Raw genomic sequence first — 234 nt, forward strand, 5'->3', positions numbered from 1 at the left:
CCGATGAAGCTTTATAAAACGCTGGATCGCCGCGAAGCATTGAAAGATGCTGATTTCGTTACTACCCAACTGCGCGTTGGCCAATTACCGGCGCGTGAACTGGATGAACGTATTCCATTAAGTCATGGTTATCTTGGTCAGGAAACCAACGGCGCGGGCGGTTTGTTTAAAGGTCTGCGTACCATTCCGGTGATTTTTGACATCGTAAAAGATGTCGAAGAACTTTGTCCGAAT

At 47.0% G+C, this 234-nt stretch carries 1 protein-coding gene; it reads left to right on the top strand.

Annotated features, from left to right (window positions below; all coding sequences use genetic code 11):
• On the top strand, positions 1-234 hold a 234-nt coding region (locus FN960_RS24805; RefSeq protein ID WP_498034111.1), incomplete at both ends, for a family 4 glycosyl hydrolase.

Source organism: Alkalicoccobacillus porphyridii (genome assembly GCF_007293315.1).
Taxonomy (GTDB): Bacteria; Bacillota; Bacilli; order Bacillales; family Bacillaceae_D; genus Alkalicoccobacillus; species Alkalicoccobacillus porphyridii.